This is a genomic window from Deltaproteobacteria bacterium, from assembly GCA_029860075.1.
Lineage (GTDB): Bacteria > Desulfobacterota > JADFVX01 > JADFVX01 > JADFVX01 > JAOUBX01.
On record JAOUBX010000001.1, the window covers coordinates 108,507 to 134,485 of the forward strand.

23 protein-coding genes are annotated in these 25,979 nt (G+C 43.1%); all 23 read left to right on the top strand.

All coding sequences use genetic code 11. The annotated features are described in order from the left end of the window. Position 1: 1 nt before the first annotated feature. Positions 2–379, top strand: coding sequence for a MerR family transcriptional regulator (locus tag OEV42_00485; GenBank protein ID MDH3972726.1), 378 nt, complete (start codon positions 2–4; stop codon positions 377–379). Next, positions 369–2,795, top strand: coding sequence for a DNA internalization-related competence protein ComEC/Rec2 (locus OEV42_00490; protein ID MDH3972727.1), 2,427 nt, complete (start codon positions 369–371; stop codon positions 2,793–2,795). Before OEV42_00485 ends, OEV42_00490 begins: the two co-directional genes overlap by 11 nt. Positions 2,796–3,133: 338 nt before the next feature. Next, on the top strand, positions 3,134–3,769 hold the full coding sequence (locus OEV42_00495) for a response regulator transcription factor (protein ID MDH3972728.1): 636 nt from the start codon (positions 3,134–3,136) through the stop codon (positions 3,767–3,769). A 194-nt stretch (positions 3,770–3,963) separates the two neighbouring features. Continuing rightward, positions 3,964–4,314, top strand: a complete 351-nt coding sequence (locus OEV42_00500; protein MDH3972729.1) for a PilZ domain-containing protein — start codon at positions 3,964–3,966, stop codon at positions 4,312–4,314. A gap of 20 nt (positions 4,315–4,334) precedes the next feature. Continuing rightward, positions 4,335–4,955, top strand: coding sequence for a polysaccharide export protein (locus OEV42_00505; protein ID MDH3972730.1), 621 nt, complete (start codon positions 4,335–4,337; stop codon positions 4,953–4,955). A 46-nt stretch (positions 4,956–5,001) separates the two neighbouring features. Then, positions 5,002–6,096 carry a hypothetical protein gene (locus OEV42_00510; GenBank protein MDH3972731.1) on the top strand — a complete coding sequence of 365 codons (1,095 nt, stop codon included), beginning with the start codon at positions 5,002–5,004 and terminating at the stop codon, positions 6,094–6,096. Position 6,097: 1 nt separating this feature from the next. Next, positions 6,098–7,618 carry a Wzz/FepE/Etk N-terminal domain-containing protein gene (locus OEV42_00515; protein MDH3972732.1) on the top strand — a complete coding sequence of 507 codons (1,521 nt, stop codon included), beginning with the start codon at positions 6,098–6,100 and terminating at the stop codon, positions 7,616–7,618. Between the two features lie 4 nt (positions 7,619–7,622). Beyond that, positions 7,623–8,642: an AAA family ATPase gene (locus OEV42_00520; GenBank protein ID MDH3972733.1), complete on the top strand. Its 1,020-nt coding sequence runs from the start codon at positions 7,623–7,625 to the stop codon at positions 8,640–8,642. Positions 8,643–8,701: 59 nt separating this feature from the next. Continuing rightward, a complete protein-coding gene (locus OEV42_00525; protein ID MDH3972734.1) occupies positions 8,702–9,676 on the top strand; it encodes a polysaccharide biosynthesis tyrosine autokinase in 975 nt (324 codons plus the stop codon). Between the two features lie 31 nt (positions 9,677–9,707). Next, complete coding sequence (locus OEV42_00530; protein MDH3972735.1) at positions 9,708–11,102, top strand: TIGR03013 family PEP-CTERM/XrtA system glycosyltransferase; 1,395 nt, start codon at positions 9,708–9,710, stop codon at positions 11,100–11,102. A gap of 77 nt (positions 11,103–11,179) precedes the next feature. Further along, complete coding sequence (asnB, locus tag OEV42_00535) at positions 11,180–13,141, top strand: asparagine synthase (glutamine-hydrolyzing) (GenBank protein MDH3972736.1); 1,962 nt, start codon at positions 11,180–11,182, stop codon at positions 13,139–13,141. 41 nt (positions 13,142–13,182) lie between these two features. Next, positions 13,183–13,428, top strand: coding sequence for an acyl carrier protein (locus OEV42_00540; protein MDH3972737.1), 246 nt, complete (start codon positions 13,183–13,185; stop codon positions 13,426–13,428). A gap of 86 nt (positions 13,429–13,514) precedes the next feature. Then, positions 13,515–15,050: an acyl--CoA ligase gene (locus OEV42_00545; GenBank protein ID MDH3972738.1), complete on the top strand. Its 1,536-nt coding sequence runs from the start codon at positions 13,515–13,517 to the stop codon at positions 15,048–15,050. Between the two features lie 76 nt (positions 15,051–15,126). Continuing rightward, positions 15,127–16,119, top strand: a complete 993-nt coding sequence (locus OEV42_00550) for a hypothetical protein (GenBank protein MDH3972739.1) — start codon at positions 15,127–15,129, stop codon at positions 16,117–16,119. Positions 16,120–16,130: 11 nt separating this feature from the next. Then, positions 16,131–16,988: a DUF3473 domain-containing protein gene (locus tag OEV42_00555; protein ID MDH3972740.1), complete on the top strand. Its 858-nt coding sequence runs from the start codon at positions 16,131–16,133 to the stop codon at positions 16,986–16,988. Between the two features lie 22 nt (positions 16,989–17,010). Continuing rightward, the gene (locus OEV42_00560) at positions 17,011–17,925 is read left to right on the top strand and encodes a hypothetical protein (GenBank protein MDH3972741.1); all 915 of its coding nucleotides are present in this window, start codon (positions 17,011–17,013) and stop codon (positions 17,923–17,925) included. Between the two features lie 249 nt (positions 17,926–18,174). Next, on the top strand, positions 18,175–19,161 hold the full coding sequence (locus OEV42_00565; protein MDH3972742.1) for a polysaccharide deacetylase family protein: 987 nt from the start codon (positions 18,175–18,177) through the stop codon (positions 19,159–19,161). 24 nt (positions 19,162–19,185) lie between these two features. Then, positions 19,186–20,235: a FemAB family PEP-CTERM system-associated protein gene (locus OEV42_00570; GenBank protein MDH3972743.1), complete on the top strand. Its 1,050-nt coding sequence runs from the start codon at positions 19,186–19,188 to the stop codon at positions 20,233–20,235. A 24-nt stretch (positions 20,236–20,259) separates the two neighbouring features. After that, positions 20,260–21,066, top strand: a complete 807-nt coding sequence (locus tag OEV42_00575; protein ID MDH3972744.1) for a glycosyltransferase family 2 protein — start codon at positions 20,260–20,262, stop codon at positions 21,064–21,066. Between the two features lie 24 nt (positions 21,067–21,090). Beyond that, positions 21,091–22,215 carry a glycosyltransferase family 4 protein gene (locus OEV42_00580; protein ID MDH3972745.1) on the top strand — a complete coding sequence of 375 codons (1,125 nt, stop codon included), beginning with the start codon at positions 21,091–21,093 and terminating at the stop codon, positions 22,213–22,215. A gap of 42 nt (positions 22,216–22,257) precedes the next feature. Further along, complete coding sequence (locus OEV42_00585; GenBank protein MDH3972746.1) at positions 22,258–23,067, top strand: putative nucleotide-diphospho-sugar transferase; 810 nt, start codon at positions 22,258–22,260, stop codon at positions 23,065–23,067. 75 nt (positions 23,068–23,142) lie between these two features. Then, a complete protein-coding gene (locus OEV42_00590) occupies positions 23,143–24,582 on the top strand; it encodes a hypothetical protein (GenBank protein MDH3972747.1) in 1,440 nt (479 codons plus the stop codon). 46 nt (positions 24,583–24,628) lie between these two features. Continuing rightward, positions 24,629–25,978 (top strand): O-antigen ligase family protein, encoded by a 1,350-nt coding sequence (locus OEV42_00595; protein MDH3972748.1) that lies wholly within the window; start codon positions 24,629–24,631, stop codon positions 25,976–25,978. The last annotated feature ends 1 nt before the right edge of the window (position 25,979 follow it).

Genomic DNA, 25,979 nt, shown 5'->3' on the forward strand with positions numbered 1-25,979 from the left:
GATGAAGAGGAAAGGTTATATAATCAGCCAGGCTGTTGAAATGACGGGAACCGATGAAGTAACCCTTCTTTCCTATGAAAGGGAGGGACTTATTGAGCCCCTTATTGAAGAGGGGGAGCGGTTCTATACTGATGAGCATATTGAGAAGGTCATGATGATAAAAAGACTTACCGATGATCTCGGTGTCAATATGGCCGGTGTGGAAGTCATTTTAAACATGCGTGAGCAGATGCTCAATATGCAAAGCGAGTTTGAAAAGATTATCGATGAGATGAAGCTCGGCATTTTGAAAGAACTGAATGATTATGAGTCGAGGCTTAGAAGGCCGAGGATTGAAAGTAAGGCGGGAAAATGCTTAAAGGTTAAGATTGAAGATTAATCCCCTTCCCCGCATCATCCTTTCCCGGCCCCTTATAAGCATAACTTTTCTCTACATTGCCGGACTTTTTGCAGGGAAAACTTTTGAGCCTGAATATATTTTCTCTCTTCAGCTTTTGTCTCTCCTTTCGCTTCTGCTTCTTATTTCTTTCTTCTATTTTAAAGATATATTTCCTTACGCCCTTTTTCTTCTCTTTTTCCCTCTCGGTTTATTTCTCTCACAAGGTTTTGGTTTTATTTATGCCGGAAAAGAAAATGTAAGCCAATATGCGGGCCGGGGGAGGATAATCGTTGAAGGAACCGTCCTGGAAAGAAATGACCTGGGGCCTGAAAAAAAACTCTTAATAGAGACGGCAAAGGTTTTTGAGAAGGAAAGTGCAGCCGTCGTCAGGGGGCGCATACTGCTTACGCTTAAATGGGGTGGTGAAAGTATCGTGCCCGGCCAGAGGGTCAGGTTCAGGGGGAAACTTAAGGAACCACGCAATTTCGGTAATCCCGGTCACTTTGATTATGAAAAATATCTGCATGAACGGGGAATCTATGGGACATCCTATTTGAAAGATGATGATTCGCTGGCTGTTATCGGCGGCGGCAGTCCTCTTTGGGAAAGGGTTTATTCATACAGGCGGAAGGTAAGCGCCGCCATTGAGGAAAGCAGTTTAAAAGAGTCGAGGGGGATTATTGCCGCCATCAGCATCGGTGACCGCGGCTATATTGAAGAAGATCTCATGAGGGCATTCAGAAAGTCGGGGGTAGCGCACCTCCTGGCTATTTCAGGCCTCCATATGGGGATTGTGGCCTTTTTCTTTTTCAGGCTTTTCAGGTGGTTGCTTTCAAGGTCCGAGAGTATTCTTCTTTACAACCTGGCAGGCAAGGGGGCTGCCATGGCGACACTTATTCCGCTTACAATATACCTCCTTGCCTCGGGCATGGCAACTTCTGCCGTGCGGGCATATATTATGGTTGTTATTTTCCTCTTTTCCCTTATCATGGAAAGAGAGGCGCATATTTATAACACGATCGCCTTTGCAGCCCTTGTGATCCTCTTTATATGGCCGCCGGCTCTTTTTGAGGTTGGCTTTCAGCTCTCATTTATTGCTGTCTTGTCAATTGTTTACCTTGTTCCCAAACTGGAGCGATTCCCCGGGACAGGAAGGAAGAGTCAAAAAAAAGACTGGAAAAGCAAAATGGCAACCTTTGTCATTGTCTCTATTGCAGCATCACTGGGAACGGCTCCCCTGACTGCTTACTATTTTACGGAGGTCTCTTTTTCTGCCGTCATATCAAATCTCCTCATTATTCCACCGGGAGCTTTTATTGCAGTCCCTCTTTCAAGTCTCGCTCTTTTTCTCTCAATATTTTCAATGGAAGCGGCAAAGGTCATGTTTTTCGCGGCCTCTGCTGTTATGAAACTTCCCATTCTGCTCGCTCAGCATATCTCATCCATACCTTATTCATCATCCATTGTTGTCCCGCCATCAGGGTATGAGATCGTTTTTTATTATCTTCTTCTCATTTTAATCTTCAGTTCCTATAGAAAAGTCGCTTTTTCAGCAATGCTTATCCTTCCCCTTGCTTTTATGTTTTTTAAATTTTCGGATAATGGGCACGATGAATGGTCAGGGAAGCTAAGTGTGACCTTTATCAGCGTCGGCCAGGGAGAATCGGCTTTTATACGCTTTCCCCGGGGGAAAACAATGCTTATCGACGGGGGAGGGTTTTATGATAATTCCTTTGATGTGGGCCGCATGGTTTTGAGGCCTTTTCTTCTTTCCCGGGGTGTAAAAAGGCTGGATTACGTTGTCATTACCCATCCCCATCCCGATCATATGTATGGCCTTTTGCATATTGTTTCGGAATTTTCAGTCCGTCAACTCTGGACCAACGGCATGCCGCCCTTCGATGATATATATGGTGAAATCCTGGATGTTTCAGAAAAAAAAGGGACCCTGAAAAAGGTGATAAACGCTTCATCCCCTCCTGTTGAAATTGAAGGGGTAAGGATAGAATTTTTACACCCGCCGCCGGGAGTGATGAGATTCAGATCAGGGACGGATATCAATAACGGATCGATTGTCATGAAAGTGACTTTCGGTAATAAAAGTTTCCTTTTTACGGGAGATCTTGAAAAAGAAGGCGAAAGGAGACTATTAAGCAGCGACTATGATCTGAAGGCGGATGTCATAAAAGTTGGTCATCACGGCAGTCTTACATCGAGCGCGAAGGCTTTTGTCAGGGCTGTTTCTCCCGATTATGCGCTTTTTTCGGTGGGTCATAATAATCGTTTTCATTTTCCGAAGAAAGCAATTGTCAAACGCTACATGGATGTGGGAAGTTCTCTTTTAAGGACCGATGAATCGGGCGCCGTCACTTTTTTTACTGATGGCAGGGAATTGAAAGTCAGCACATTCAGGTGACGGCTCTTTTGACTCGATATTGTAGTATAATGAAATTAAGGGAACCTCTAAAAAATCATGCCTTTTCTCCGCCGGAATGATGAGCGCTTCCCTGACGGTTCATATTGACTGGGAATATAAATGAAAGGTATGGCGTGATTGACAGGCACAATTCAGTGGTAAAGGGCTATTGTGAAAGGTTGAATATTTTGTGCTATACTTTATTTCTTCTCATACTCCAGTCCTGTCACAGGTCGGCCGTGATCCAATAATAAATAGTAAAAATGTTTTTTTTGAAGGAAATTTGTTGATATACTATGATAGGATAGTTAATCTGTTCAACTTAGAGGAGAAAACTATTGTCTATAAGTGTCGTTATTTCTTTCAGTAATAAACTCTTTTCCGAGGGGATAAAAAAGCTGCTCGAAAATGATCCCCGAATAAAGGTGGAAAGCGTTTCGTCCCCCGGAAAAAAGGAAGCAAAAAGATCTTTAGCCCTTAAACCGGATATTCTTTTACTCGATTTTACTGCCCTTTATAATGATTTTTCCTTCCTCGATGAGTCAAGTCTTATCAAAATGATACTTTTTGATACGGGATGCGGGGAAAATAATATTACTCATGCCATTGTGACAAGAGGTGTCAAGGGTGTTGTGCTCAGTAATTCTTCCATTGATTTGCTTGTAAAGGCAGTTAAGGCAGTCGCTGAAGGTGACGTCTGGTTTGATAAGGCGACGGTGAAGAACCTTCTCACAGGCATGAACTCAATAAAGAGTGAAGATAAAGAGGTCCTTACGAAAAGAGAAAAGGAGGTGGTTACCCTCGTTGGCAAGGGTTATAAAAATAAAGAAATTGCAAAAAAACTTTATATCAGTGAGCCTACCGTTAAAACACATCTGCACAGAATTTTTCAGAAGCTGGAAGTTAGCAACAGACCCCAATTGATTACCTACGCCCTAAAGAATCCGGAAATTTCAGGTTTATCTCTCGATTAGCAACTAATTTTTTTATACATTTTGCCGGTGGTTTAGCTTGAAATATAGAGCTAAGTCATTGAATTCACAGGTTAATTTGGTTTGGTGTAGACCTAAAGGTTTACAACGCCGTTTACTATTTTTATCCGGTAGTATAATTGACTTGAGTGCTCATAAAAGTGAAAATGAAATCATAATAGTTTAGGAATGAGTTAATGATTGAGTTAAGAATTTGTCCCCAATGCAACAAGGTTTTTTATTCTAACAGCAAAGAGTCTTCTCCTCCTTGCGTGTATTGTGGCTATGTACTCATAGAGAGATGTGAAGAGAGAAAGGAAGTATCACAGGATATGACACTTACCATTAACGGTCGAAAAAAGGGCGTAACACTAAAAGATTATTCTCCCAATGGCGCTATGGTCGTTTATGTAGGCAGCGAAATTCCTGTTAACACTTCTTTCTTATTTGAAATAAGGGAATTGAATATTAAAAAAGCCGCTAAAATCGTTTGGTCAAAAAAAATAAACAAGTCCATATCGGCAACAGGGATTCGTTTTTGCCGGTAATGGGGAGCAGGGAGGAAAAAATGAGAAAATATAAAATTAAAGGACCCCAAATAGCTGCTTATGCTTTTTTTGCAATCCTTTTAATCTTTGCGGCGCCTAATGCGCTTGCTGAAGAAGCAGATGAGAGCAAGGCTAATAATCCTTCCGCTTACCTTATCGGTCCTGAAGATATTCTCGAAATCTCTGTCTGGAAGAATGAAGACTTGTCAAAAGTGGTAAGAGTAAGGCCTGACGGGGTGATTTCTCTCCCCCTCATTGGAGATGTGATTGCCGCCGGCCTCAGTCCGGCAGAATTGCAAAATATAATAATTGAAAAATTGAAAAAGTATCAGAATGCCGCTGTTGTTTCCGTCATTGTCGGCGAGGTTAACAGCTATAGAGTCTTTGTTGTCGGTGAAGTGGTAAGGCCTGATACGTATATATTGAGAAGAAAGACTTCGGTTATTCAGGCCGTCGCCATGGCAGGCGGCTTTACGCCTTTTGCCAAAAAGAACAGGATTGTCTTGATCAGGGAAAAAGGGAATAACAACGGTAATGTTAAAAAGAAAATTCGCATTTACTTTGATGACATTGTAGATGCCGGTGAAAAATATGATAACAATTTAACCTTAATTCCGGGAGATACCCTCTTTGTCCCGTAGACCAGGCTTATTACTAATAATGATTATTTTAATGCAATCAAATTTAATGAGTAAGAGCGCCTTTGGAATGATGACGTTGAGCCCCTCTCTTGCCGTTAGTGAGCGATACCATAGTAATGTTGAGGCGAGCAGTACTGATGAAGAGGCTTCCGAAGATTACGAAACATCGATTAATCCGCAGATTGCTCTCCTTAATGAATGGGAGGGCCTCTCAATTACCGGTAACTACAGCCTCAATTCGAGGCTCTATGCGAAAGATGCCGATCGTAACTATGTAGGCCACACCTTTAGCCTGGCCATGGATAAAGAGCTTACAAGGAATATATCCATGTTTTTTTCCGATTCTTATATTTATACAAAGGATTCCCGTGAAGCCCTTGAAAATCAGATGGAGCTGGGCCGGGGCACGGTCATTACAAACAGCGCGGCTTTGTCTTTGGCCTATACTATTAGTGAGAGGGCCTCATCAGGCATCGGCATATCACAAAGTACGACACTTTATGATAATGAGGAGCTTTTTGACGATAGAACGGATGGCTTATCCCTGACTTATTCAAACAGGATGAGCCGCTATTTAACGTTGGATTTCAGTTATGCTTACACGGTTTTCAACTATGAAAATGATTCTCATGTTGATGACCGGGAGATTCATAATATGAGCCTTGGCATAACAAGAATGTTAACGAGATCACTCACTTTTACCCTCACTGCCGGCGTGAATTATATGCCCGACATGGAATCCGATTATGACTGGACCGGCAATGGGGGACTTTCCAAATCATGGAGACGGACTTCTCTTGACCTTGCCTATACAAGAGCCGTAACAAACAGCGGCGGTTTGGTGGCGGAGGTTGTCATTAATGATCGCGGTTCTCTTCTTTGGCATATTAACAGGGCAAGGACAGTCACATGGTCGCTTGAGGGGAGTTATTCAAAAAGCAGGAGTAAAGACACTGACGTGATAGACAACTATTCTTACAGTTATGGTCTTAATTGCAGCTGGCAAAGGGGCGAATGGACTATGCTCAATCTTGGTGTTACAAGGTTTGAACAAAAGACGGATGATCTGCTCACGAGAGAAGTGGAAAGTAATGCCCTTTTTTTGAGTATTGCATTCACTCCCGAAGGATGGAGATTATAAGATGATAGCAGATACGAATAAAAATTTGATAGATCAGGTAGAGCCTTTTATCCGGAGAAAGTGGATAATCGTCATATCTTTCCTGCTGGTTTTTCCTCTGTCTGCCGCTTATGCCTTGATGATGCCCAAGTCATATCGTTCGACGACCTTAATACTCGTCGAACAGCAGAAGGTTTCCGAACAATATGTGACACCCACAGACGCTACTCCCATTACGCAGCGTTTAAATACGATAAGTCAGCAAATAATGAGCAGGACCAACCTGGAAAGTATCATCATGGATTTTAACCTTAATGCCCCCAGGGAGCCCGGGTTAAAGGAAAAAATATTAAATAAACTCGGTCTTTCAATGGATCGCACTCCTGTAATGGAAGTTCTCATTGAAGAGATGAAAGCCAATATTGAAGTGAATGTGCATGGCAGACGGCGAGGTTCGGGAGATGCATTCAGCATAAGCTTTGCGGGGAAGGACCCGGAAGTAACGAGGCAGGTAACCAATGCGCTGGCCACAATGTTTATTAATGCAAACCTTAAGATAAGAGAGCAGTATGCCGAGGGAACGACGGATTTTATTTTAGGGGAATTGAAAAAAGCCAAGCTTGAACTTGAGGCCCAGGAAAAAGCGCTGTCGGATTTTAAAACGGAGCATATGGGGGCATTGCCTGAACAGCTGAATGCCAACTTAAGAACGCTTGACCGTTTGCAGTTGGAGTTGCAATCCGTGAGGGATAGCATTAAAAGCACGAAAGACAGGAAATTATTGCTTGAAGCTCAATATGCAGCGGGCAGGTTGGCGCCGACGGCAGGAACGGGAGATATATTGTTTCGCCTCAATGAAGAACTGGCCGGCTTGATAAATGAAGAAAGATCATTGCTGTCCCTGTATAAAGAAAACTATCCCGATGTCATTCTTGTTCGGGAACAAATCAGGAATTTGGAAACCCGGATAGCGGAAGAAAAGAAGAAGAAAGGCAAAAAAGGCAGAACCGCCGGAAATGGAGTGTCTTCCGGATCAAATAGTGAGCTAATGATGTTGGAAGGGCAGATACGATTATATATGAACCGGGAATGGGAAATTAATAAACAGACGAGGCATTATGAAAAACGTGTGGAAGAAACGCCCTCTAATGAGCAAAGGCTGGCAGATTTGACAAGAGATTATAATATTTCCTTTCAAAATTACCAGCAGTTGCTTGAAAAAAAGCTGAGCGCCCGATTGGCCGAGAATTTGGAAAAAAGGCAGAAAGGGGAAAAATTCAGGGTCCTCGACCCTGCCAATTTACCGGAAAAGCCTTTTAAGCCGAATGTAAAATTGATTGCCGCCATGGGTGGGGCTCTTGGTATCGGCCTCGGTATGGCCCTTGTTTTTCTTATTGAATTAATGAATCCGGCCTTCAGGAAAGCAGAGGATTTTGACGGTGTTTTTTCATTGCCTGTTTTAGGGCAAATCCCCCTGTTTGAAGATAAGCCTGAAAAAAATATTAAAAGCAGGTTGAAGGTAGTTAACGGTGGAAAGGCTTAGTTTAATGAAGAAAAATGTGCTCAATTTAAATATCAATTCTTTGCAAATGGAAAATACCGGCGCCGCCGGCATGGAGAATTTTAATAAAAAGATGACTGAAAGTGACAAAAAACGGAATGTGAATGCTTCCAGTATATGGTGTATTGGCGGAGGGAAGGGGGGCATTGGAAAAAGCTTCATATCGTCTAACCTGGGCACCCTGCTGTCAATGCAATCGAAAAGAGTGCTGCTTGTCGATGCAGACTTTGGCGCCGCAAATCTGCATACCTTTATTGAATGCAGGCAAAGAATGTATTCTTTCTCAAAGTTTTTGAAAAGGGAGGGCTCAAATATCAGGGACGTTATTTGTAAAACGTCATTTGATAATGTGGACCTTCTTAGCGGGGCCAATGATGTTCTCGATGTGGCGGATATCAAGGAGGGCGCCATGAGGCGTCTCATAAGAGAATTAAGAAATCTTGACTATGATTATATTTTGATCGATGTGGGGCCGGGCACTTCATCTCATATGCTGGACCTGTTTCTTATGTCCGATCAGGCCCTTTTAATATCGACGCCGGAGCCCACATCCATTGAAAATACCTATCGTTTTTTAAAGGCCCTCTGTTTAAGGCAGATAAAGCAGCTTGTCAGCAGCGGGAAAGACGATGAATTGAAAGGGGCCCTTTGCGCGGCCCTGGGAATGACGGGTAACAGCAAGGCAAAGACCATCATTGAAATTTTTGAAAGGTTAACAACGCTTGATAACGGCCGGGGGAAATACCTTGATGCCGTCATAGGAGAAATGGATTTTTCACTCATCATTAATCAAACGAAAAATAAAGCCGATGAAAATATCGGTTTACAAATGAAACAGGCATGCTGTGACTATTTTAGTATAGAAATGAATTACCTTGGCCATATCAAATACAATGAAACCGTCGGGGATTCGCTTCGTAAACGCATGTCTCTCGTAAAAGACTTCAGTAAAAGTGAGCCGGCTCTGTTGATGAAAGCCTGCCTGAAGAAGATGCATGATAAATGAGCCTTTTTTCAAGACCAAGTTTAATAACGTGAATAGTAAATGAAAACAATGGGTCTGCTTTGAAAAATGAACTGAAAAATTATTATGAGATTCTTGACCTCTCGCTGGATGCCGATATGAAAGCGCTTGAAAAAGCCTATAAAAAAGCGATGTCGATATATGGGCAGGATTCAGCCGCAATATATTCTCTTTATACGGAAAAAGAGAAGGAAATGAAGGTATCTAATATTAAAGAGGCATATCATACGCTTAAGGATCCCGAAGCACGGCGGCTTTATGATAGAAAACTTGATAACATGAGCGCAGCCCTTTCAGAGGATAGCAATTTGAAATCAGAACTTGCTGTAAGCGATGAGGTCGGTTTGCAGGATTGCCTTGTTTTGAAAAAGCCCCTTGCCGTTATGGAAGCCGGTGATCCCCTGGCCGCAGAGCACTACCGCATTCTTTATACAAAGCTCGAGCAAATTCATATGAATAATAATGACAATGTCTTTGCCCTGACCAGCGCAATAAAGGGAGAAGGAAAGACAACGACATCGTTAAACCTCGCCTACATTATTAGTGAGGAATTCAGGAAAAAGGTAATTCTTCTGGAGACGGATTTAAGGAAGAATTCTATTGCTGAAAATTATCTTCAGCCTTTTAGGGGCAGCGGATTGGTTGATGTTCTCAGCGGGAGGGCCGATCTTGATGAGGCAATCTACCCTTTGAGTGATAGTAACCTTTATGTTCTTCCTTCGGGAATGAGTGTAAGAAATTCAACGGAACTTCTGGCCTCTCCCAAAATGCCTCAAATCATTGAAATACTAAAGTCTGAATTCGATTATGTCATTATTGATTGCCCACCGGTGCTGCCTTTGGCTGATATGAATGTTTTATCAAAAATGGTAGATGATGTTTTGCTTGTTGTTCAGGCGGGGAAGACCCACAAAGATCTCGTTGCGCAGGCAATTAAAGCGCTTTCACGGGGGAAAGTAGCAGGATTTATTTTAAATGGAACAGAGAAGTCGGCTAAAAATTATTATTACTATTAAGTATTTAATGTGGCTGCGGAGGTAAGGTGATATGTATTTCTTTTTTAATCGATATTTTCCGATAAAGCAACTTTACCTGTGGATTTCAGAACTGATCATTATTTTTATGGCGCTGATCGCACTTGGCCATATTATCTCATTTGTTGTCGGATCGGCTATTCTTCATTATGATCCTTTTGTCATAAAAATAATTCTTATGGTCGTTGTTTATATGGTTTCACTCTACTATTTTGATATTTATTCACCCGAGTTATACCGTCCGAGCCAGCAAATGCTTGTCAAGTTAGCCCAGGCCCTTGGCGTGGCAACGCTTGTGCTGATGGGCATTTATTATGTTTCGCCTCAAATCAGTGTGTGGAAGGGGATGCTGATTGTTAATGCGCTTGTGCTGCCCCTTCTTATCACGTCATGGCGTTCTCTTTTCACTCATGTAACCCACTTTCAGATGCCCAGAGAAAAAGTTCTCCTTATCGGCACAGGCGACCTTGCCCAAAAGATTGGAAGCAAAATATACACCGAACCTCATCATGGACTGCATTTAGCGGGATTTATCGATGATAATCCCCATCAGGCAGACCAGGGAAATGTGAATCCCGGAATCGTCGGTGGTTATGGTGATATCGCCAGGGTTGTCAGGGAGAAAGAGGTGAGGCGGATAATCGTCGCCTTGGCCGACCGGCGGGCGAAACTTCCCATGTCGGCCCTCCTCGATTGTAAGCTAAAGGGCGTAACCATCGAGGAAGGTGAGACATTTAACGAACGGCTGGAGGGAAAAGTTCCTCTCGATCAGCTGAAACCGAGCTGGATGGTTTTTTCTGACGGCTTTAAATCGTTGAGGTCAAGGAAAATTCTGAAGCGTATCCTCGATATTTTTCTTTCAGCGCTTTTGCTGATTCCTGCGGCCCCCTTATTATTGATTACACCCCTCTTGATAAAACTCGAATCAAAGGGGCCTGCTATATTTAAACAAAAACGTGTCGGTGAAAACGGCAGGGAATTCGACATTTATAAATTTCGTTCCATGCGAACCGATGCAGAAGACAGTACGGGGCCTGTCTGGGCAAGGGAGAAAGATAACAGGATAACCAAAATAGGCGCTTTTATAAGGAAGGTCAGAATTGATGAACTTCCTCAAATATTTAACGTCATCAAAGGAGATATGAGCTTTGTCGGGCCAAGGCCGGAACGGCAGTTTTTTGTCGATCAGCTGAAAAGAGAGATTCCCTATTTTGAAATGAGAACGGTCGTCAAACCGGGACTTACGGGCTGGACCCAGGTTAAATACCCTTATGGCGCAACCATTGATGACGCCAGGGAAAAGCTTCAGTATGACATTTATTATATAAAAAATATGTCTCCTGTCCTTGATTTCATCATTTTCTTTATGACCATCAAGGTCGTTCTTTTCGGCAAAGGGGCCAGGTAGGAAGAAGAGCAAATCCGGGGATAATTCATAGCGCTTCATCATTGAAAGAACACTTCAGCAGGGATTCAAATTAAATTATGTGTGGTATTGCGGGAATCATAAATTTAGCCGATCATCAAAAAATTGATGAGGCGGAAATAGAGCGCATGATCGCTGTGCAGAAGCACAGGGGGCCTGACGAGTTCGGCATGCTCATCGATGGAAACGCCGGTTTTGGCCATGCGCGGCTCAGCATTATCGATCTTTCATCGGGGAGCCAGCCTATGTCCAATGAAGAGGGTTCTCTCTGGATCGTATTTAATGGGGAAATCTTTAATTATATAGAACTGAAAGAAGAGCTGGTAAAGAAGGGACATCAATTCAGGACCACTTCCGATACGGAAGTCATTATCCACCTTTTTGAAGAGCATGGTCTTGATTGCCTTCAATATTTAAACGGTCAGTTTGCCTTTGCTATCTGGGATAATAAAAAGAAGGAACTCCTTCTTGCCAGAGACAGGGTGGGAATTTCACCGCTTTATTATGCCGGGAAGAATAAGCGCTTTTATTTTGCCTCGGAAATAAAATCTATCTTCGCCACAGGCGCCGTTGAAAGAGAAATTGATCCCCTTGCCCTGGATGAGCTCTTTACCCTCTGGCATACGGTAGCGCCGAGGACGGCATTCAAAGGGATTTTTGAGCTTCAGCCGGGCCACTTTATGACTGTTAAAGGAGGGGAAATTTCAGTCAAAAAATACTGGGACCTCTCCTTTTCTGAAAAAGATACCGTCATTTCCGAAGAAGAAGCTTCCCGGGAATTAAAAAGACTGCTTGTCGATGCTACCCGGTTAAGACTGAGAGCTGATGTTCCCGTTGGCGCTTATCTTAGCGGCGGCCTTGATTCATCGGTAACGACGGCCTTGATACGTCATTATACGAATTCCCCGCTGGAAACTTTTTCCGTTGCCTTTGAAGACAAGGCCTTCGATGAAAGCCGTTATCAGCAGGAAATGGCAAAGGCGCTGGCGACGACGCACCATGAAATCAAGTGCTCATATAAAGATATTGGCGATAATTTTCCCGATCTTGTCTGGCATACGGAAAAGCCTCTTTTCAGGACGGCGCCGACGCCGCTTTTTTTGCTTTCAAAACTGGTCCGGTCCAATCATTTCAAAGTCGTTTTAACGGGTGAAGGCGCCGATGAAGTGCTTGGCGGATACGATATATTTAAAGAAGTAAAGATCAGGGAGTTTTGCGCAAAAAACAGGAACTCAAACTTCAGGCCATCGCTTCTGAAAAAACTATATCCCTATCTCCCTGCTTTTCAGAGCCAGTCTCATGCCTATATGAATGCTTTTTTTAATGACAAACTGCTCGATGTGAATGACAGTCTTTTTTCGCACAGGCCGCGCTGGCAGACGACTTCAAAAATAAAAACTTTTTATTCACAGAATTTTAAGAATGAAATCGGCCTTTCTTCCCCGGAAATTACCTTCGGCGATACGCTTGATCCCTCTTTTTCCCGATGGAAACCTTTTGAAAGGGCCCAGTATCTTGAAAGCAAGGGCCTGCTGCCGGGCTACCTCCTTTCATCGCAGGGAGACCGGGTTCTCATGGCCCATTCCATTGAGGGGCGATTTCCATTTCTTGATCACCGTGTAATGGAATTTGCTTCCAAACTGCCCTATACTTATAAAATGAAAGTGTTAAATGAAAAATACCTTTTGAAAAAAGCGATGAAAAAGTATTTGCCCAAAGAAATTACAAAAAGAACGAAACAGCCTTATATGGCGCCTGACAGCAAAAGTTTTTTCAGTAAGGGCGCCCCCGATTATGTTTCATCGCTTTTATCGGAAGAATCCATAGACAAGTATGGGTATTTCAATTCAAAACCTGTGAACTTGCTCGTCAGGAAATGTAAAAAAGGGGCTGTCACGGGATTCAGGGATAATATGGCCCTTGTGGGCATTTTATCGACCCAGCTTCTTCATGAACGTTTTATTGAAAATTTCAGAATCGATTGGGAACCCCTTGCCAATGTCCGGAAAATTACTATTTAAAAATGACATTGCATTGAAAGTTGAAAAATATGGGAGGAAATATGCTGCACAATCAAATCAGAGCATTTATTTTTGAAAATTTTATCTTCGAGGAAGACAGTGAAGATATGTTGAAAAACGATGACTCCTTTCTCGAAAAAGGAATCATCGATTCGACGGGAATTTTGGAAGTTGTCATGTGGATGGAAGATACCTTTGGTGTTCACACCGATGATACGGAACTGATTCCGGAAAACCTGGATAGTGTAAATAACCTGGCCGGCTTTATTGAAAGGAAAAAATCCTGATTGAGTCTTTACGCTTAAATTGCCCGGTTTTTGATGAAAAGGGACCGATAAAAAGCTTAAAGCTAACTATCTAATGGGTGATGCTTATGTTAATCCAGGACTATTTAATAAAGGCCGTTTCAAACTATCCTGAAAAGGAAGTGATCATTGCCGGTAAAAAACGGCTCACCTATAATGAGCTGTTAAGGGATTCAGGAAAGATTGCAGCCTGGCTTATGAGGCGGGGACTGAAAGCCGGAGACCGGGCAGGCATATTGATGGATGAACCCATGGAATATGTTAAATCCTACTTTGGAATTTTGCTTGCCGGTGGCGTCGTTGTTGCCATGAATTCTCAAACAACGGTGAGAAGTCTCACCTATCAGGCCAATAACTGCGAAATATCCTTTCTTCTCAGCCAGCTAAAGTTTGTTAAATACGTAAAAGAACTGTCAGGGCAGGTTGATTCTCTAAAAAATGTTCTTATCAGCAGTTCAGGCGATGAAGAAGTGCCTGAAAAGCTGTCCTTTGATCTGGAAAACCTGGAAGACCTGTTGCAACGTTTTTTCCCGGAGCCGCCTTCCTTTCCCGCTGTCGACGCTGATGGCCTTGCCCAGATTATCTATACGTCAGGCACGACGGGAGAACCTAACGGTGTCATGCTGAGGCACAGAAATCTCATTGCCAATACGAATTCCATTGTTAAGTACCTTGAGCTGACGGAAGCAGACAGGGTAATGGCTGTTTTGCCTTTCTTTTATTCCTATGGCAATTCGCTTTTGCTGACTCACATTGCAGTGGGCGGGTCTATTGTCGTTAACCAGCACTTTTTATATCCCAATGTCATTCTCGATGAAATGGCGGCAGAAAAGGTAACGGGATTTTCCGGCGTTCCCTCTACCTTCGCCATCTTGCTTAACCGTTCCTCTATCAGGGAGTATCAATTTCCTTCACTCAGGTATGTTACCCAGGCAGGGGGCGCCATGTCGCCAAAGCTTGCAAGGGAAATCAGCAACATATTGCCTGAAACCGATGTTTATATCATGTACGGCCAGACAGAAGCTTCGGCCCGCCTGTCCTACCTTGAGCCTGAAAAGCTTATTTCAAAGGCAGGCTCCATAGGCAAGGCTATTCCCGGCGTTACACTGAACCTGCTCGATGCTGAAGGTAATCCTGTTCCTGCCGGGGAGGTCGGTGAAATTGTTGCAGAGGGCGAAAATATTATGGCCGGATACTGGGAAAACCCTGAAAGGACAGCCCGGGTTCTTAAAAAAGAAGGCCTCTGGACGGGAGATCTGGCTAAAAAAGATGAAGAGGGTTACTTTTACATTGTCAGCAGAAAAAGCGAGATGATCAAAAGCGGCGCCCATCGGATCAGTCCGAAAGAGATTGAAGAGGTCATTCATGAGCATGCTTCCGTACATGAAGTTGCCGTTATCGGCATTAAAGATGAAACGCTCGGTGAAAAAATCAAGGCTTGCATCGTGCTTAAAGAAGGCTTTGATTTAAAGAAAATGGAGATAATGAGGCACTGCAAGCAGTCGCTTCCACCCTTCAAAATCCCGCATGACGTTGAATTCATGGCGGAACTGCCAAAAACAACGAGCGGGAAGATAAGAAAAAAAGAGCTTCTTTCCGCTTGAAAAAGCAGAACGGCAGTTACTGATTTTTTAACATTTTTTACCTTAATTCCAAGGCCAGAGATAAAGGAGTCTATTCATGAAACGCTGCACAAATTGTGTTCTTCCTTCCACATTCCCCGGAATATCATTTAATGATGAGGGTCTTTGCAATCATTGCCGGAATTATCGCGGCCATGCGGCAAACGATGCAATGAAGCTTAAGTATGAAAATAAATTTCTCGATCTTTTGAAAGAAAAAAGCAAAGAATCCCATTATGACCTGCTCATGGCTTACAGCGGCGGCAAGGACAGTACTTATACGCTGGAAGTTTTTGTTAATCGCTATAAGCTGAAGGTCCTTGCCCTTACTTTCGACAATACCTTTATTTCGGACCAGGCCTTTATCAATATGCGGAAAGTCTGCGGCAATCTCGGCGTCGATCACATGGTCATAAGACCCAGCCGGAAGATGCTGAGAAATATATTCGGCAGAGCTGCCAGAGAGGAGCTTTACCCGGCAAAAACGCTTGAACGGGCGAGCACCATATGCACTAGCTGTATAGGGCTTGTAAAAGCGGTCATACTAAGAACGGCCATTGAAAAGGAAATCCCTTTTGTCGGTTACGGGTGGTCGCCCGGCCAGGCGCCTGTTCAGTCATCGGTTATGAAAGCGAATCCCGGTTTAATGAAAATAACGCAAAAGGCCATCTATGAACCGCTTCTAAAGATAGCCGGTGAGGGAATTAATCCCTATTTCCTGACGGAAGCGCATTATTCTCAGCCCGAAAAGTTTCCCCATAATATTCACCCCCTTGCATTTTTAGAATATAAGGAAGAAAAAATATTCAGGAGACTGGGGGAGCTTGGTTGGGAAAAACCTTCCGATACGGACGCAAACTCAAGTAACTGTACGGTAAATGCCCTTGCCAACGAGATCCACAAGGACCGTTACGGATTTCACCCCTACGTTTGGGAAATCGCCAATATGGTCAGGTCGGGCGCAATGACGAGAGACGAGGGGCTTGAAAAAATTGAAACCCCGGAAGATAAAGATATGGTTCGGTTTGCCGAAAAAGAACTTGAACTTTAAGGGGTAACTTTTTGAGCGCTCAAGGAGAAGAAAAAAAAATATTTATTACCGTCGATCTTGAAGACTGGTTTCAGGTTGAAAATTTTAAGGCTTATATTCATCACCATGAATGGGACAATTGTGAAAAACGATATGAAAAAAGCACCTCCCTGCTTTTGGAGCTTTTTGATAAATTTAAAATAAAGGCTACTTTTTTCATCCTGGGCTGGAATGCCGAAAGAAGTCCCCATCTTGTCAGAGAAATCAGTAAGAGGGGTCATGAGATCGCTTCTCACGGCTATGGTCATGAACTCTGTTCTTCTCTCGATGAAGAGGCGCTTTACGATGATTTGAAGAGAAGTAAGGAAATGCTTCAGGATATTACAGGTGTTGAGGTGCTTGGTTACCGGGCGCCCAGCTTTTCAGTTGATGACAGAGTGATAAGCCTGTTAAAAAAACTGGGCTATCGCTATGATTCGAGCTTAAATAGTCTGGGCCTTAACTCAAGGCACGGAAAAATCGATTTACAGTCCTATAAAAAACGGGGTCTTGCATACCTTGATGAAGAGGGTTTTGCTGAACTGCCTGTGAGCAACTGGCCTTTTATGGGGATGAATCTTCCCTGGGGAGGGGGAGGGTATTTCAGGTTCTGGCCTTCATTTTTATTTTATGAGGGAGTAAAGCGCATTTTGAGGAAGGAAGAGGGATACAACTTTTATTTGCATCCCTGGGAAGTCGATCCCGGCCAGCCCAGAGTGAATGACGCGGATCTCTTGTTTAAGTTCCGCCATTACCTGAACCTGGACGCCTGCTTCAATAAGCTGGAGCGATTTATTAAAAAGTTCAGGAATCATCACTTTATTAGCTGTGCCGATTATTTAGAGAAATAATTTTTTTAAAGAAAATTAATTAATGACTGCACGCGGTAATGGTGGAAAAAAGGAGGTCCGGGAGAAGCTCGAGGCCTCAATAAGTGAATTAAATGATAAGCCTGGACATATTGAAGGGTCTTTACTTTTCGAAAATGTCATGAGGGACTACCTTCAGTGTATTCACGGTTTCATTGCTACCGACAGGGACGGGCTTATAAATCTTGAAAAAAAAATCGATCAATCTGCGGGAATTGAGACAAGATTGATTTACCATCAGGCTTTGGTTTATCAACTTTATCTCCGAAATATCGGGAATATAGGTAAACAGGCTTTGCCTGAAGGTGTTGCCGCCTATCTGGGCCAGGACTTTGACCGCATAGTTGAATTGGCGGACAAAGGGAATGCGGCCAGGCTCTCTTTCACAGATTACCCCTTTTTAAGTTATATAGAAAAACTCTGTTTTAAGAGTCTGCCCTTCGGCAATCACGATGTTACCCTAAGCGGTGTGCCGAGAAAATTAATGTTCAAACAGTCCTTGAAAAATATGCTGAAAATGTCCTTTTCGCTTCTCTCTATGGGAGGGAATGAACCCCTCTTTGAGCTTCACTACAATCCTCACCGGCTAAGGTTGTTTAATCCTGATGGATGGAAGGAGGTCTTTGCCCTGGCTGCTCAGACCTTAAAAACACGAAAGGAAGTAAAGGGGCTTTTTGGCGCAACCTGGTTTTATGACCCTGCAATGAAAGAGGTTTCGCCGGAATTGTCTTATATACGCGAATTAATTGAGAAAATAGGGGGAGCGTTTTATTTGGCCGGTTCCAGTGAAGATGACAGGAAAAATGCTTTTTTTGCTTCCAAAGCCCGAAAAGAGGCTTATGAAGAGGGACGCTATATGCCGACCAGCTATATGATGATTATTAAAAGAGAGGCCTTGCTGCAATATTATGCCTCCTAATTAGTGTCCATCCAGAAACTATAATAAATGAAACTTTGTTTTCAATCCGGAAAGGAGGGGTTTTTTGCAAGGTCAAGGAAATCAAGGGTTTCGCCGAGTTGTACTACTGTACATCGCACAAGTAAAGCCGAAGATTGACGCAGAGATTGCGAAAAAGCACCCTTTCCGGATGAAAACTGATTATTTTCGCCATTTACCGGAATCATGGATTGAATTATGAATCTGCCCTTAAAAAGATTGCTTTATAAAATGATATCCGCTCTTGGATCTTCTTATATTCAAAAAAAAATCAGGAGTGATCTCACTATTGTCATGTATCACAGTGTTGTTGAAAAACTGCCTCAACTCTATGACTGGTGCTACGTCGATGCAGAATCTTTTCGCCGCCAGGTAAGCTATTTAAAAAATAATTTTGAAGTCATACCGCTTTCCCGGGTCCCCGGCAGATTAAGGTCAGGCAGAACCGGGCGCCCTCTTGCCGTGATAACCTTTGATGACGGTTACCAGAATAATTTTGATGTTGCCTTTCCCATTCTCAGGGAAGAAGGCCTGCCTGCCACCATTTTTTTAACGACGGGCCTCATCAATACGGACGATACGCTCTGGGTATGCCGCCTCCATGAGGCCTTCAGCAATACGGAGGCAAGGGAAGTAAGATGGGAGGGAAAGATATTCCCCATAGGAGGGCAGGATGAAAAGGTTGAGCTCATTGCGCAAATGAAGAATAAATTCAAGACAATGCCTATTGCTGAAATACGCCCCCTGTTGAAGGCAGTTGTCCATCAATTAGGCTATGATTTAAGTCAACCCGTAGCGCATGACTCTCTCTACGGCATGCTTGATTTCCAATCGATAAATGTAATGCGCCGGTCAGGTCTCATTGATTTTGGCGCGCATACGATGGCCCATGAAATTCTGAGTTGCCTGCCGCCTGAAGAACAGGAAAAGGAAATAAAAGGCTCCCTTAACACCGTATCGGAAATTACAGGGAAAAAATGCACTCTCTTTGCCTACCCCAATGGCGCCGGAGAAGATTATAACGACGAAACAATAGAGATTCTCCGTCAGTGCGGGATTGAAGTTTCCCTGACGACTATTGAAGAGATGATCGATGGTGATACGCCTTTGCTGGAGTTAAGAAGATATAGTATTGGCCCCGGTATGGATATGGGATATTTCAAGCTGCTCGTTATACATTTTATAACCTGGTTTAAAGGCTTGAAATTATCTCATTAGAACAGGGCAGGGATTTCAAGGGATATGAATATTAGAATTGCCTCACTTGAGGACAGACATGAATGGGATGCTTATATAGGGAATTATGAGGGCTCATCGCCTTATCACCTTTTTGGCTGGGGGCTTGCCGTAAAAGAGGCTTACAGGCATGAACTTTATTATCTCATGGCAGAGGAGGACGGGCATATTGTCGGCCTTTTACCTTTAGTCTATATGAAGCCTCCTCTCTTAAAAGGGGAACTTGTGTCTCTTCCTTTTTGTGACCAGGCGGGTATTTTGGCGGAAGACGAAGCTGTTAGGGCGGCGCTGACGGCGGAGGCCTTTGCGCTGGCCAAAAAAATGTCCCTTAAACATGTCGAGTTGAGAGAGTACGCTTCCCATGATGAGGACAAGGGCAGTCAATACAGGGTGACTTGCCGCAGAGATAAAGTACAGATGATTCTGGCCCTTCCCGGTTCTTCGGAAGGTCTTCTGGCAGGCTTTAAATCAAAATTAAGAAGCCAGATTAAAAAAGCGGAAAGAAACGGTTTGACCTTTAGCTGGTTGGATATCAGTGATTTTGAAAAATTCTACACCGTTTTCAGCGCCAATATGAAGGATTTAGGCTCCCCCGTTCATTCAAAAAAATGGTTTCTCGCGCTCATAAAGGCATTGGGGGAGGCTGCAAGAGTGGGTGTTGTTTATTATGGTGATATTCCTGTCGGCACGGGATTTATCTTATGCCACGGAAAAAGGGTATCAATTCCCTGGGCCTCTACAAGGCGGCAATATAACTATTTGTCTACCAACATGCTTTTGTACTGGAATATGTTAAAGTTTGCCGCCGACAATGGTTATGGAGAATTCGATTTCGGAAGATCGACTCCCGGAGAAGGAACCTATAAATTCAAGGCCCAATGGGGCGCCGAGCCTTGTCGGCTAAGCTGGAAATATATCCACCTTGAAGAAAAAGAGCGTCATGAAGGTTCCGCTTCGAAGGGTTATAGAGAAATCGTTGAGAAGATCTGGCAAAAGATGCCCCTTTCACTGGCAAATACCATCGGCCCTGTTGTAAGGAAATATATCAGCTTGTAATAAGCTTCCCTTTTTATGGTAAGAATGACGAAAAATAATACTCAACTATCGCTGATCATTTTATCCTGGAATTCAAGGCATCATATTGAGAGATGTTTGCCCTCTCTTTTAAGCGCTCTTGATAAGCCGGAAGTGAAGGCTGAAATCTTTATTGTCGATAACGGTTCTACAGACGGCTCGGTAGAACTTCTGAAAAACTATGAAAAAGACCATGAAGGAATCATTAAGCCAATATACCTGGACAGCAACAGGGGAACGACCTATTCCCGCAACCTGGCCCTTAAAGAGGCTGCAGGCAAATATATTGTCATTATGGATTCGGACGTCGAACTGCGTGCTAATATCATGGAGCGTTTGATCCATGTCCTGGAAAGTGAGAAAAATGCCGGGCTGGTTGTGCCCCGCCTGGTTTACGGGAATGGCTCGCTTCAAAAATCGACAGATACTTTCCCCACGCTCTGGAGAAAGATATTCCGTTATTTTTTTCTAAAAAAGATTGAAAACAGGGAAGATAAAAAGCCCGAAGAGGAAAATATTAGAAAAGTGGATTATGCAATATCTGCTTTCTGGCTTTTTCGAAAAGAGGTTTTAAGGGACGTCGGGTTTTTGGATGAAAAAATATTTTATGCGCCTGAAGATGTTGATTATTGTCTCAGACTATGGAAAAAAGGGTATGAGATTTTGTATGTGCCCCATCTTTATGCCGTCCATCATGCCCAGGAAATTTCAAGAGGTTTTAAATTCAACAAAGCCATGAGAGAACATATTAAAGGGCTTATTTATTATTTTGTAAAACACAGGTATTTTTTCCAAAGACCAAAGTTTTATTAATTGCAGATCAGGTAACTATATTAAATGCAACGGAAAGTAAATGTGCTGCAACTGGGCAGCCCCTCCGGTCTTTATGGCGCAGAAATGTGGATAATCGCGCTCATTAAGCACCTTGATCCTGAAAAAATACGTTCTTATGTCGCTTCAATAAGGGATGAAGCCGGAAGTGATGTTCCGCTTTGCGTCAAAACGGAAAAACTCGGTTTTTCAAGCTGCATTATTGAATCTTACGGGAGGGTCAACTTTTCAGGCGTAAATAAACTCCGGGCCTTTATTAAAGAGAATGCAATAGATATTTTGCATACCCATGGCTACAAAACGGACCTGACAGGACTTTTCGCTGTCAGGGGGACTTCATGTAAAATTGTAACGACCCCCCACGGCTGGACAAAGGACCCTGATCTTAAATTATTAGTATATGAAATGATTGATCGTCTTGCTTTCCCCCTTTTTGACGCCGTTGTTCCCCTTTCTCATGATCTTTTCTCTTCATTAAGGCGCATTCCGGGTTTGAAGGGTAAACTGCATCTGGTAAATAACAGTGTTGATACGAGCGAGATTAATGAAGTATCCTCCGTAGCTTCAGAGATATCCTCTCTGAAAGAAGGAGGGGCATTTGTCATCGGTTATATCGGCCGCCTGACTCCCGGAAAGGGTCTCGACGTATTGATTAAATCTGTTGCTCACCATGGCGAACCGAACTGGCATGTGGCAATTATTGGAGAGGGTGAACAGGAAAAGGAACTGAAATCAATGGTCATGGAATTAAACTTGACTGATAAAGTGACTTTTTTCGGTTTCAGGCCCGACCGGCTTGCTTTTCTGAAAGGTTTTGACCTCTTTGTTTTACCTTCCCGTTCGGAAGGTATTCCACGGTGTATTATGGAGGCAATGGGGGCCGGTGTCGCTGTTGTCGCTTCCGATATTCCCGGTTGCCGTTATCTTGTGGAAAATGAAAAGACGGGGCTTTTGTTCGAAACAGATAATCCTGCAAGCCTGGCCTCTGAAATTAAAAAAATACAATCTCATCATGGCTTGAAGCAGGCCTTCAGTGATGAGGGAAAGAAAAAAATTAATGCGAAATTTTCTGCGGCCCGAATGGCGCGGGAATATGAAGAACTTTTCCTTGAGCTGGCTGAAAGAAGGTAATTCTATTTGATGATATTTGAAAATAAAAACAGGGATTGACAAATGATTATTTTAACAGGGGCAAATAGTGATAAGGCTAAAGATGATGCCGGTAATATTTACAGGAATTTCAGCTTTAGAGGCGTTATCGGTGAAACCGTTGAAAAGGCGGAAAGCCTGGGTTACAAGCCCGTCGTATACGACCTTGGAAACCTCGGCAGGGGAGAACCTTTTTCGGTGCACGATGAGTCCTTTGCAGAAAAAGGTTACTATGAGAGGGATGTTCAGGGATCTTATAAGTCCAAGTCACTTTTTAAACCTGAAATGGTTAAATATTGTATGAAGCAGTATGACGATTTGGTGGTCTATCTCGATGGCGATGCGCAGCTGCTCGATAATATTGATGAGGTAAAGAGTGATGATTACGATATTGGAGTGACACTGCGCGATGCCTCGGAACTGGAAAATGAATGGCACCAGGAACATTTTGAAATTGTAAAATATGTTAATGCCGGTGTTATTTTTTTTAATAACACAAAAGGCACAAAAGATTTTCTCGACTTATGGACCAAAGCGACGGATGACGTCGGTAATGACCAGAAAGCATTGAATAAATTGACTTGTCCCGATGATTATCCGGAACCTTACAGCGTTCATGTCGTTAATGGCTTTCGGATCAAGTTTTTTCCCTGCAAAGCCTATAATTATTATTACTTTGAAGAGGGATGGTTCCCAAATGTAAAAATATTGCACTTTAAAGGACCGGTGCGTCATTTTTATCCCTTTAACCGGAAGAAAAGGCTCTATTGCGCATCTGTTATTCCTGTAAGAAATAAACTGAGGGACTTCATAAAAAAAATCCTTCCTTCATAAGAATGTTTACTGTGGTCATTATATTTCCCCGTATTTTATATACAGAAACCCTTATAGTTTAGCCGGAATTCTAAAATGGAACCATTAGCCCTCTGCAAATCTTTTTTTGAGGCCCTAAACAGTGAAAACGTCAGGTATTGCCACTGGAAAAGTAACGGTCACCTTTTGAAAGCCCTTTGCGGCAAGACCGACCTCGATATCCTTGTTCACAGGGATGATAAAAAGGACTTTGAGGAAATTCTCAAGGCACATCCTTTTAAAAAGATTATTTCCCCTCCTGAAAAACAGTTTGAGGGGATGGAAGATTACCTGGGCTTCGATGAAGCGACGGGAAGCTTTATTCACCTGCATGTTCATTATCAATTGATACTGGGCCAGAAATATATCAAGAATCATCATTTGCCCCTGGAAGACCTGTTTTTCGGCAATCTTGTAAAGGCCCATAACCTGTATATTCCCTGCCCTGAAATTGAACTGATTATGCTTGTCATCAGGGCGCACATGAAAACAGACCTTTTGTCGCTGGCCAAACATGCCCTGAAAGATTTGATTTCCACAGGGTACACGGCTTTCCCCGCTGATATTGAAGATGAATTCAGAGCACTCATATCAAAAAGTGACAGGGCTAAAGTGATAAAGCTTTTACATGAAAGCAAGCTTCCCCTGAGGGAAAGCCTTGTCAGCGAATTTATCAAAAGATTTTCGGAAAAAAAATTAACCTTTTATCAAATCTTTTTTACCCAGGTGGAAATACTGAAGAGCCTCAGGGATTTCAGACGGCGAAAGAGTCTCCTCGTCTATTTAAGCTATTTCTCTTTTTACCTGTCTGAGCTTCCGCTTTCAGGTAAAGTCAAGGCGCATAAAAAAAAGACACTCGAAGGGGAGGGGAAGATCATTTCACTTGTCGGCGCAGACGGATCGGGCAAGTCCACCTTAATTAAAGACCTGGAAAAATGGCTGTCCTGGAAACTCTCTGTTAAACGCTATTATTACGGTATCCCCAAAAATAAGGTAAGCAAATTAAATTCTTTCCTTGTGAGGGGATTTAATAAGCTGGGCCTCTCTTTTATTGCCTCTTTTATTGAAAAGCTTTTCTGGATTTACGTGGCGAGAAAAAGGTATTTAATTGCCATAAAATCCCGAAAAGACGTGAGGCGCGGACAGCTTGTTATTACCGACCGTTTTCCTTTAAAAGATTTTCATGACATGCCCGAGCCGATGGATGGCCCCAGGGTTCATCTTTCCCCTTCCCATTCGCTTGCAGGAAAGCCTTTAACAGCTCTTGAAGCCCGTTATTATAAAAAGATTGACTATCCTCATCTGATTTTTGTGATCCAGGTTGAACTGGAAGAATTAAGAAGACGAAAGTCCGATCTGCCTATAGAGGTTCACAGGGTTAAGGCCGATGCCGTTAACCGTTTAAAAGAGAGTGCCCCTGTTTTTCCGGTAAACGGGAACCGGCCATATGATGAAGTGCAATTGGCCGTTAAACGAAAAATATGGGAACTTATTTAGTAACTGCCCCTTTGATTGCAGATGGGCTGAAAGTTAGAGAATATAAATGTTTTATGCTTTAGGCTTCCTTTTAATAAATTTCGCCAGTTACTTTCTCGCCATTTCGAGAGGACCTTTCTGGGGATTATTCGCCTATATGAATATCTATTTCAATTCCCCTCAGGAAATTATAAACTGGTGGACTCTCTACCTGCCCTTTCACCGCTGGAGCCTGCTCACATCGCTTGTCCTTTTTGTTTCATTGGCCATTCACTGGGGCAAGACCTCGGACCATAAGTTTAGAAATGCCAGGTGGGTCTATGTATTTTTAGCGCTAAGTGCTGTGGTATGTTTTACAAATGCCTTTAACCCCAAAGATGCAAACCAGTATTTATATTCTCTTTTAACCTATTCGATTATTGTTTTCATCCTCATAAAAAGCATTACCTCTGTCGATCAATTCCGTTTATTCTGCCTGAGCGCTATCGTTTTTGCCGCCGGCCTTTCAGTTAAGGCCTACCTGACAGGCAAGCGCGTGCATGCCAGGCTGGAGTACGGCGGTTCTGCCGACGCCTACGGATCGAATGAATTTTCATTGCTTCTGGCAGGAATTATTCCATTGATGCTGCCTTTTTTTAAAAGTGGAAAACCCTATGAGAAGATTATCTGCATATTGTCTCTCCCTTTTTTATTAAATGCCTTGGTCCTTTGCAACAGCCGGGGTTCTTTTATTGCCTTTGCAGGGGCCATCGTCATCGCCACAATCATCTCTTTTGACAAGGAAATTACCAGATATTTCCTGGTTTTACTTATGCTGGGCCTTCCTTTGCTGCTTTATTTATCGGATGAATATTTTATAGACAGGCTCTCTTCTCTCGTCGGTGCAGACGAGGCCATAGAGAGTGTCGAGGGAGCAAGAGAACTTTCCAGCGGAAGAACGGAGATATGGTCTTACGGGATCGACATGGCCGGGGACAACCTTTTTGGCGCCGGACCTAATGCATTTAAAGAGTTGGCCCGCTTCTACATGCCGGAAGAGGTGTTGACATTTCATCCCGGTGCAAAGTATGGCGTCCGTTCAGCGCACAACACTTATTTGCAGGTCCTCGTTGAGCAGGGGGTTTTGGGGTTCATTGTATGGATCGCCATGTGTCTGCATAGCTACCTGTTGATCGTTAAGTCTTTTAACCGGGTGAAAAGGGTGGACCTGGATTCGCAGTTCTGGAAGTTTTCGCTTTTTGCTTTAAACATTTCCTTTGCTTCCATAATGATCGGCGGCCTGGTTAATTCGAGAGTGTATTATGAGTTTTTCTGGTGGCAAGTTGCCCTTATTGCCGTGGTAACGTCACTTGTTAGCAGGGAAATTGAAGATAAGGTTAATCCTGTTGATGAGAATGATGAAAAGAGGATTTACTGAT

Bases quoted from the DNA above. Each gene is read 5' to 3' on its own strand.
- OEV42_00485 (MDH3972726.1), top strand. From the start codon at position 2: ATGAAGAGGAAAGGTTATATAATCAGCCAGGCTGTTGAAATGACGGGA.
- OEV42_00500 (MDH3972729.1), top strand. From the start codon at position 3,964: ATGATTGAGTTAAGAATTTGTCCCCAATGCAACAAGGTTTTTTATTCT.
- OEV42_00505 (MDH3972730.1), top strand. From the start codon at position 4,335: ATGAGAAAATATAAAATTAAAGGACCCCAAATAGCTGCTTATGCTTTT.
- OEV42_00510 (MDH3972731.1), top strand. From the start codon at position 5,002: ATGAGTAAGAGCGCCTTTGGAATGATGACGTTGAGCCCCTCTCTTGCC.
- OEV42_00515 (MDH3972732.1), top strand. From the start codon at position 6,098: ATGATAGCAGATACGAATAAAAATTTGATAGATCAGGTAGAGCCTTTT.
- OEV42_00520 (MDH3972733.1), top strand. From the start codon at position 7,623: ATGAAGAAAAATGTGCTCAATTTAAATATCAATTCTTTGCAAATGGAA.
- OEV42_00530 (MDH3972735.1), top strand. From the start codon at position 9,708: ATGTATTTCTTTTTTAATCGATATTTTCCGATAAAGCAACTTTACCTG.
- asnB (MDH3972736.1), top strand. From the start codon at position 11,180: ATGTGTGGTATTGCGGGAATCATAAATTTAGCCGATCATCAAAAAATT.
- OEV42_00540 (MDH3972737.1), top strand. From the start codon at position 13,183: ATGCTGCACAATCAAATCAGAGCATTTATTTTTGAAAATTTTATCTTC.
- OEV42_00545 (MDH3972738.1), top strand. From the start codon at position 13,515: ATGTTAATCCAGGACTATTTAATAAAGGCCGTTTCAAACTATCCTGAA.
- OEV42_00550 (MDH3972739.1), top strand. From the start codon at position 15,127: ATGAAACGCTGCACAAATTGTGTTCTTCCTTCCACATTCCCCGGAATA.
- OEV42_00560 (MDH3972741.1), top strand. From the start codon at position 17,011: ATGACTGCACGCGGTAATGGTGGAAAAAAGGAGGTCCGGGAGAAGCTC.
- OEV42_00565 (MDH3972742.1), top strand. From the start codon at position 18,175: ATGATATCCGCTCTTGGATCTTCTTATATTCAAAAAAAAATCAGGAGT.
- OEV42_00570 (MDH3972743.1), top strand. From the start codon at position 19,186: ATGAATATTAGAATTGCCTCACTTGAGGACAGACATGAATGGGATGCT.
- OEV42_00575 (MDH3972744.1), top strand. From the start codon at position 20,260: ATGACGAAAAATAATACTCAACTATCGCTGATCATTTTATCCTGGAAT.
- OEV42_00580 (MDH3972745.1), top strand. From the start codon at position 21,091: ATGCAACGGAAAGTAAATGTGCTGCAACTGGGCAGCCCCTCCGGTCTT.
- OEV42_00585 (MDH3972746.1), top strand. From the start codon at position 22,258: ATGATTATTTTAACAGGGGCAAATAGTGATAAGGCTAAAGATGATGCC.
- OEV42_00590 (MDH3972747.1), top strand. From the start codon at position 23,143: ATGGAACCATTAGCCCTCTGCAAATCTTTTTTTGAGGCCCTAAACAGT.
- OEV42_00595 (MDH3972748.1), top strand. From the start codon at position 24,629: ATGTTTTATGCTTTAGGCTTCCTTTTAATAAATTTCGCCAGTTACTTT.